We start from the raw sequence: 7480 nt of genomic DNA, 5'->3' as shown, positions 1-7480 counted from the left end.
GGGGCAAGAGCCCTTGGTTACTTGGGGCTCTTCCAAGTGACTCGCTGTAAAAGCGAAACCGCCAGCCGCCGTTACCGCAACAACGGATATGTACACAATCCCCACAAACAAAAATGCCCGGCAAGAGCCGGGCATCCCAGAAAAACACAATCAGACTCGGATCAATCCGTAAAACCCAACCGCGCGGCCCTGCCCTGCTCAGTCTCTCCACGCGTCGCCAGACAATAATAGAGTGGACAAGTCACCACCAACCCCACCAACCAAGACAAATCCGCCCCTTCCACCAGATTGGCATACGGCCCCACATACAACGACGTATTCGCAAACGGCAGCTGCACGATGATCCCGATGAAATACGCCACGATCGCATGCAGATTGAATCGCCCATAAACCCCGCCGTCCGCACGGAAGATCGAAGCAATGTCATAACACCCGCGCTTGATCACATAGAAGTCGATCAGGTTGATCGACGCCCACGGCACCAGCACCAGCAGCAGGGCCAGGATCAGTCCGATGAACTGCGAAATGAAGTTCGCCGAAGCACCCAGCGCCACCACGCAGCAGCCCGCCAGCACGACGCTCGACAACACCACGCGCACCTTGATGCTGGGCGTCCACTGGCTGGCAAAGGTCTGGATCGAGGTGATGATCGACAGCACCGCGCCGTACAGATTCAAGGCGTTGTGGCTGATGATGTTGAGCAGGAACAGCACCATCAGGATCGGCCCCAGCCAACCGGTGGATTGCTTGACCGCCGCCATCGCCTCGGTGCCTTCGGGGGTCGCCAGTACCGCTACCGCGCCGAAGGTGAAGGACAGAATCGTCCCCAGGGTCGCGCCCAGGTAAGTGGCGAAGAATGGACGGGTTATGCCGATATCCGCCGGCAGGTAGCGCGAGTAGTCCGACACATAGGGCGAAAAGCTGATTTGCCAGATGATGCCCAGCGACACCGTAGCCAGCCAGCCCGACAGATTGAAACCACCACGCGTGAAGAAGTCGGCCGGCAGGTCATGGGCGAAGATATAGAGGAACCCGGCGAGCAACGCGCTGCCCATGACCCAGGTGCCGATTCGGTTGAGGGTATGAATGAAGCGATAACCGATGACCCCGATGGCCGTGGCGCTGAGGGCGCCGATCAGGATGCTGGCCGGCACCGGCACCGAAGGCGCGATGCCGACAATCGACTTGCCCGCGAGCACGATGTTGGAGATGAAGAAGCCGATGTAGATCAGCGCGGCGAAAAACACGATCAGCAGCGCGCCATAGCGACCGAACTGACCCCGGCTCTGGACCATTTGCGGAATGCCCATGCGTGGCCCTTGCGCCGACGCAAGGGCAATCACCAGGCCGCCGACCATATGCCCCAGGGCAATCGCCAACAGCCCCCAGAACAGATCGAGATGGAACACCTGAACCACCATCGCGCCGGTAACGATCGGCAGCGGCGCGATGTTGGTGCTGAACCATAGCGTGAATAGATCGCGGGCCTTCCCATGGCGCTCTGCGAGAGGAACGTAATCGACCGTGTGATTCTCGATCAACGGATCTTGCCGGGACATCTGGGACATATGCATGAACTCGAGTTTGTCTGTTCTTATCTTTGTATGAAGCCAAACCGGGGGCGCTGTGTCGTCACCCCTCAGATGCGAACCATATTATGGTATTCCAACATTTTCACAAGACTGATCCGGTCTTTGAACGCGTATCTGAACCGCCATCCTGCCGCATAACGACACACGCTGCCTAGCTGAAAGCCCCGTAAACATTGACTTAAAGACCAACGGTGCGCGTTTGTCGGTCCGTGGAAAAAGCCCTTGCAAACTATGTATTACGGTATACCATCAGACCTACAAACACATAAAAACAGCGTCACACCACCCGAGGACAGTCCAATGATCGATGCTGCCATCTATAAAAAAGTCATGGGTTCGTTCCCGTCCGGCGTAACGGTAATCACCACCCTCGATGACGACGGGCAAATCGTCGGCCTGACCGCCAGCGCCTTCAGCTCGCTGTCCATGGACCCGGCGCTGGTCTTGTTCTGCCCCAACTACAGCTCCGACTCCTACCCGGTCCTGATCAAGAACAAGCGCTTCGCCATTCACGTGCTGTCCGGCGGCCAGCAGAGCGAAGCCTATGCCTTCGCACGCAAGGGCAAGGACAAGGCGCAAGGCATCGAATGGACCTTGAGCGAGCTGGGCAATCCGATCCTGGCCAATGCCACGGCGGTGATCGAATGTGAACTGTGGCGCGAATATGAAGGCGGCGACCACGCCATCATGGTCGGTGCGGTGAAGAACCTGATCGTGCCCCAACAGAACGCCGGGCCGCTGGTGTATTGCCACGGGAAGATGGGGGCGTTGCCGGTCCTCGCTTGATCAATGAGCCCCCCTGTAGGAGCGAGCCTGCTCGCGATGGTCGTCAACGATAACGCGTAAAACCAGATACCCAGCGGCGCCTGGTGTTTTTTCGCGAGCAGGCTCGCTCCTACAGAAAAGCAAGAAAACTTGCAGACATTACGTATTATGGTATACCAATAACCAACGAGCCCGCAGTCGACAGGCCGATAACAAAAGATCCGAGGTAGCGTCATGAAATTTTCCCTGTTCGTACACATGGAACGTTGGGACGAAAGCGTCAGCCACCGTCAGTTGTTCGAAGACTTGACCGAACTGACCCTGATGGCCGAGGCCGGTGGCTTCAGCACCGTATGGATCGGTGAACACCACGCCATGGAATACACCATCTCGCCAAGCCCGATGCCGCTGCTGGCCTACCTGGCTGCCAAGACCACCACGATCCATTTGGGCGCCGGCACCATCATCGCGCCGTTCTGGCATCCGCTGCGGGTGGCCGGTGAGTGCGCGCTGCTGGATGTGATCAGCAACGGGCGCATGGAAGTGGGCCTGGCGCGCGGTGCCTACCAGGTCGAATTCGACCGCATGGCCGGTGGCATGCCGGCATCGAGCGGTGGCCAGGCGCTGCGGGAAATGGTTCCGGTGGTGCGCGCGCTGTGGCAAGGCGACTACGCCCACAATGGCGACATCTGGAAATTCCCGACCTCCACCAGCGTGCCCAAGCCGATCCAGCAGCCGAACCCGCCGATGTGGATTGCTGCCCGCGACCCCGATTCACACAACTTCGCGGTAGCCAACGGCTGCAACGTCATGGTCACGCCGCTGATGAAAGGCGACGAAGAAGTCCTCGACCTGAAGAACAAATTCCAGACGGCGCTGGACAACAACCCGGACGTACCACGCCCGCAACTGATGGTGCTGCGTCATACCCATGTTCACGCAGTGGATGATCCCGAGGGCTGGAAAGTCGGGGCCAAGGCGATCGCGAAGTTCTACCGCACCTTCGACGCCTGGTTCGGTAACAAGCAAACCCCGGTCAACGGTTTCCTGGCACCGAGCCCGGAGGAAAAATTCGTCGGCCGTCCTGAGTTCGAACTCGATAGCCTGCACAAGACCGCCATGATCGGCACCCCGGAAGAAATCATTCCGCGCATCAAGTACTACCAGGAACTGGGCGTCGACGAATTCAGCTTCTGGTGCGACAACAGCCTGCCCCATGCGGAAAAGAAAAAATCCCTGGAGCTGTTCATCAAGCATGTGGTGCCGGCGTTCCGCTGAATGCCCTGCCACAGGGGATTGGGTGAACGCCCGGATTTGATCGTCGGCAAATAGCTTTTGTAGGAGCGAGCCTGCTCGCGATGGACGTAAACGATAACGCGCTCCGCCTGTATGACTGTGTTGTCCGGGCGTTTTTCGCGAGCAGGCTCGCTCCTACAAGGTCGACTCCCATGTTCAACAAAGATCGTCTCCAATCCCTCCCTCCTCCCTCCGGCGCCGCACAGGCTTACCTGCGCGGCGAATGGACCGCTTCGCACCTGCATTTCAAGCGATTGCGCGCCAGCGTCACAGCCAAGCAGAACGGCTTCTGGCAAATAGTTCACTGAGCACCCGAACCGGATATCACGCACCCCACACCCTGCACCGCACGGCGTGTGACGGTGCATTGTGTTTCGCCTTTGATCAGGTTTGCTCAATGAACAATAAAAACGCGCTGTTGATCATCGACATGCAACAGGAGGACGGTTTCGTCCTCGAACACTTCGACACGGTGGTAGAGAACACCGCCGCCCTGCTCGAAACCGCACGCCAGCAGCAGGTCCCCGTTTTCTATACCCGCCACATCAACCCCGCCGACGGCAGCGACATGCCCCGTGGCGAACCCCGGGCAACCGACGGTGGCCCCAGCAGCTATCGCGCCGGCACCCGACAAGTCGAGATCATCGAAAGCCTGGCGCCGCTGGCCGATGAAACGGTGATCGACAAGGGCCGTTACAGCGCCTTCCACCGCACCGACCTGGATGCCCGGCTCAAGGCGCTGGACGTCGACACGCTGATCCTCAGTGGCGTGCTGACCGATGTCTGCGTGCTGAGCACGGTGTTCGATGCCTTCGCCTTGGGCTATCACATTCGCCTGGTCACCGACGCCTGCACCACGACCACCCTGGCCGGGCACTATTCGGCCTTGCTGATCATGGCCAATTGGGTCTACTCCCTCGAAATGCTGACCAGTGCCCAGTGCCTGCGCGCCCTGGAACAGCACAGTTACCTGAGCCTGAGCCCCCGGCAGCCGGACATGTTCGCCCACCAGCCCCACGAGCTGCAAAGCACCATCGCCCGGCTGCAAGCCCACCTCGTCCAGGCTCAGGAGTAATCGCCATGCAAGTCGAAAAAAGAAGCATCGATTTCATCCCTGAAACCGAGCGTCATGGTCGGCCCGCCTCGCTGTTCTATATCTGGTTCGGCGCCAACATGAACATCACCACCATTGCCTCCGGTGTGTTGCCGGTGGTGATGGGGCTCAATTTGTTCTGGAGTGCATTGGCAATCCTCATCGGTTCGCTGGTGGGGGCGATTTTCATGGCCTCCCATTCCGCGCAAGGGCCGAAGCTGGGCATCCCGCAGATGATCCAGAGTCGCGCCCAGTTCGGCGTGCTCGGCGCGGTGCTGCCACTGCTGTTCGTGATGCTGATTTACCTGGGGTTCTTCGTCAGTAATACCCTGCTCGCTGCCCAGGCGCTGGCGTCGGTCAGCCCGTTGCCGGCCAGCGGCAATGTCTACCTGATCGGTGCGTTGTGCTTCGTCGTCGCGCTGTATGGTTACCGGCTGATTCATCGCTTGCAGAAGCTGCTGTCGATCCTCTCGCTGCTGGTATTTGCCGCCGCCACGCTGTTTGCCTTGCAGTTGTCGATCCCGGCCGAACAATGGCTGCCGACGGGTTTTTCGCTGTCGAAATTCCTGGTGGCGGTGAGCATTGCCGTGACCTGGCAGCTGTCCTATGCGCCATATGTCGCCGACTATTCACGCTACCTGCCGAGTAACACGCCGACCGCCCGGGTGTTCTGGTACAGCTACGCCGGGACGGTCAGCGGGGGTGCATGGATGATGATTCTCGGGGCGATCCTGAGCGTCGGCATCGGCGATTTTTCCAGCAACGTCGGTGGCCATGTTGCCGGCCTGTTCGGCGGCGGCACGATGGTGCTGTTCGCCTTCATCGTCTACGGCCAGGTGTCGATCAACGTCTTCAACCTGTACGGCGCCTTCATGTCGACCATTACCGTGATCGAACCCTTCGCCCGCCTCAAGGTAACGCCTCGGGTGCGCGGTGTGTTCATGCTGGTGATCAGCCTGGTGGCAACGGCGCTGTGCACCATCAGTCAGGACGACTTCATCAACTTTTTCCTCAACTTCATCTTCTTCATGAGCTACTTCCTGATCCCCTGGACGGCGATCAATCTGGTGGACTACTACGGCCTGCGCAAAGGCCAGTACCGGATCGATGACATCTTCGACCTCAACGGCATGTATGGACGGATCAACTGGATCGCCTGCGGCAGTTTCGCTCTGGCGATTGCCCTGGAGGTGCCGTTCATGAACACCACGTTGTATGTCGGACCGGTCGCCACGGCACTGGACGGGGTTGACCTGGCCTGGCTGGTGGGGTTGGTGGTGCCTGCGTTGAGTTATTACGGGCTGATGAAACGGGGCTTGGGTGCGCCTGCCGTGAGTCGGGTGTCGTAGTCGGCACGACCTGTCCGGCTCACACGCCTTTCCCCTGTAGGAGCTGGCTTGCCAGCTCCTACAGAGGATCGCGCCCTGGCATGTATCGAAATGTATCTACACCCTCCCGCGATACACAACGCTTCACCCACCCCCTTTTCTGAAACACCCCGGATACCTCACCACGCTTAACTGTGAACCACGGATTGAGGCAGCCGTCGTTCCCGGCAGGCTATACCTGTCAATCCACCACCCCATCATTTGAAAGGAGCTCTCCCCCCATGAAAGTGCATTTTTTGAACAGTGACGCCAACAAAAAACGCCGCCACTGGGTGGGCTCCTCCGTCCTCGCATTCACCCTGATGCAGCTGGGCGCACTGGCAGCCACGCACGCCCAGGCCAGCGACTCCGCACCTGCGGCAGCCAAGGCCGGCAGCACCGCCGATACCCCGTTCGGCCCACTCAAGCATGTCAACGCGGGTTTGCTCAGCGTGGCCTACGCCGAAACCGGCCCGGCCAATGGCCCGGTGGTCATTCTCCTGCACGGCTGGCCTTACGACATTCACAGCTATGACGAGGTCGCACCCTTGCTCGCGGCCAAGGGCTACCGGGTGCTGATGCCCTATGCCCGGGGTTATGGCGACACGCATTTCCTGTCTGAAAAAACCGTTCGCAATGGCCAACCTGCCGCACTCGCCAGTGATGTCATCGACTTCATGGACGCCTTGAAGATCAAACAGGCCGTGCTCGGTGGCTACGATTGGGGCGCGCGTTCAGCCGATATCGTCTCGGCGCTCTGGCCTGAGCGGGTGAAGGCGCTGGTTTCGGTCAGCGGCTACCTCATCGGCAACCAGGAGGCCGGCAAGAATCCGTTGCCGCCAAAGGCTGAATTGCAGTGGTGGTACCAGTTCTACTTCGCCACCGAGCGCGGCCGTGCGGGTTACGAAAAGAACACCCACGACTTCGCCAAATTGATCTGGCAGCTCGCTTCGCCGAAATGGGCGTTCGACGACGCCACCTTCGATCGCAGCGCCGCCGCACTCGACAACCCCGACCATGTCGCCATCACGGTCTTCAACTACCGCTGGCGTCTGGGCCTCGTTCAGGGCGAACCCCAATATGACGCCCTGGAGCAGAAACTCGCCAAGGCGCCGTCCATCAGCGTGCCGACCATCACCATGGAAGGCGACGCCAACGGCGCACCGCACCCGAAAGCCGAGGACTACCGCCAGCGTTTCACCGGCAAGTATGAGTATCGGCTCAGCAGCGGTGGCATCGGCCACAACCTGCCGCAAGAAGATCCGCAGGCCTTTGCCAAGGCGATCATCGATGCCGATCATCTTTGAGAGTCGGCCATCAGATCTTCTCGAAAACTGAACGATAGCTTCTGAATTATTCAGTTTTCG

7 protein-coding genes are annotated in these 7480 nt (G+C 59.5%); 6 read left to right on the top strand and 1 reads right to left on the bottom strand.

Annotated features, from left to right (window positions below):
- Nucleotides 1-161: 161 nt before the first annotated feature.
- Nucleotides 162-1568 carry a purine-cytosine permease family protein gene (locus tag GPL81_RS29880; protein WP_160109658.1) on the bottom strand — a complete coding sequence of 469 codons (1407 nt, stop codon included), beginning with the start codon at nucleotides 1566-1568 and terminating at the stop codon, nucleotides 162-164.
- Nucleotides 1569-1892: 324 nt separating this feature from the next.
- Here GPL81_RS29880 and GPL81_RS29875 point away from each other — a divergent pair, with 324 nt between their 5' ends.
- From GPL81_RS29875 to GPL81_RS29855, 6 genes are all read left to right on the top strand, one after another.
- Entirely contained in the window at nucleotides 1893-2378 is a 486-nt protein-coding gene (locus tag GPL81_RS29875) for a flavin reductase family protein (protein ID WP_096510540.1), read from the top strand.
- A gap of 213 nt (nucleotides 2379-2591) precedes the next feature.
- A complete protein-coding gene (locus tag GPL81_RS29870; protein ID WP_096510539.1) occupies nucleotides 2592-3635 on the top strand; it encodes an LLM class flavin-dependent oxidoreductase in 1044 nt (347 codons plus the stop codon).
- Nucleotides 3636-3805: 170 nt separating this feature from the next.
- Nucleotides 3806-3961, top strand: a complete 156-nt coding sequence (locus GPL81_RS31180; RefSeq protein WP_178122638.1) for a hypothetical protein — start codon at nucleotides 3806-3808, stop codon at nucleotides 3959-3961.
- An 89-nt stretch (nucleotides 3962-4050) separates the two neighbouring features.
- Nucleotides 4051-4728 (top strand): cysteine hydrolase family protein, encoded by a 678-nt coding sequence (locus GPL81_RS29865; protein WP_160109657.1) that lies wholly within the window; start codon nucleotides 4051-4053, stop codon nucleotides 4726-4728.
- A 5-nt stretch (nucleotides 4729-4733) separates the two neighbouring features.
- Nucleotides 4734-6095, top strand: a complete 1362-nt coding sequence (locus tag GPL81_RS29860; protein ID WP_160109656.1) for a purine-cytosine permease family protein — start codon at nucleotides 4734-4736, stop codon at nucleotides 6093-6095.
- Nucleotides 6096-6355: 260 nt separating this feature from the next.
- The gene (locus GPL81_RS29855) at nucleotides 6356-7420 is read left to right on the top strand and encodes an alpha/beta fold hydrolase (protein ID WP_160109655.1); all 1065 of its coding nucleotides are present in this window, start codon (nucleotides 6356-6358) and stop codon (nucleotides 7418-7420) included.
- The last annotated feature ends 60 nt before the right edge of the window (nucleotides 7421-7480 follow it).

This window comes from Pseudomonas izuensis (genome assembly GCF_009861505.1).
Taxonomy (GTDB): Bacteria; Pseudomonadota; Gammaproteobacteria; order Pseudomonadales; family Pseudomonadaceae; genus Aquipseudomonas; species Aquipseudomonas izuensis.
The sequence above is the reverse complement of the archived record's forward strand: the minus strand, read 5'-3'. Positions and strand labels throughout refer to the sequence as shown.

What these genes read in the sequence shown, in the direction of transcription:
- GPL81_RS29865 (WP_160109657.1), top strand. Translation starts at nt 4,051, where the DNA reads ATGAACAATAAAAACGCGCTGTTGATCATCGACATGCAACAGGAGGAC.
- GPL81_RS31180 (WP_178122638.1), top strand. Translation starts at nt 3,806, where the DNA reads ATGTTCAACAAAGATCGTCTCCAATCCCTCCCTCCTCCCTCCGGCGCC.
- GPL81_RS29855 (WP_160109655.1), top strand. Translation starts at nt 6,356, where the DNA reads ATGAAAGTGCATTTTTTGAACAGTGACGCCAACAAAAAACGCCGCCAC.
- GPL81_RS29870 (WP_096510539.1), top strand. Translation starts at nt 2,592, where the DNA reads ATGAAATTTTCCCTGTTCGTACACATGGAACGTTGGGACGAAAGCGTC.
- GPL81_RS29875 (WP_096510540.1), top strand. Translation starts at nt 1,893, where the DNA reads ATGATCGATGCTGCCATCTATAAAAAAGTCATGGGTTCGTTCCCGTCC.
- GPL81_RS29860 (WP_160109656.1), top strand. Translation starts at nt 4,734, where the DNA reads ATGCAAGTCGAAAAAAGAAGCATCGATTTCATCCCTGAAACCGAGCGT.
- GPL81_RS29880 (WP_160109658.1), bottom strand. Translation starts at nt 1,568, where the DNA reads ATGTCCCAGATGTCCCGGCAAGATCCGTTGATCGAGAATCACACGGTC.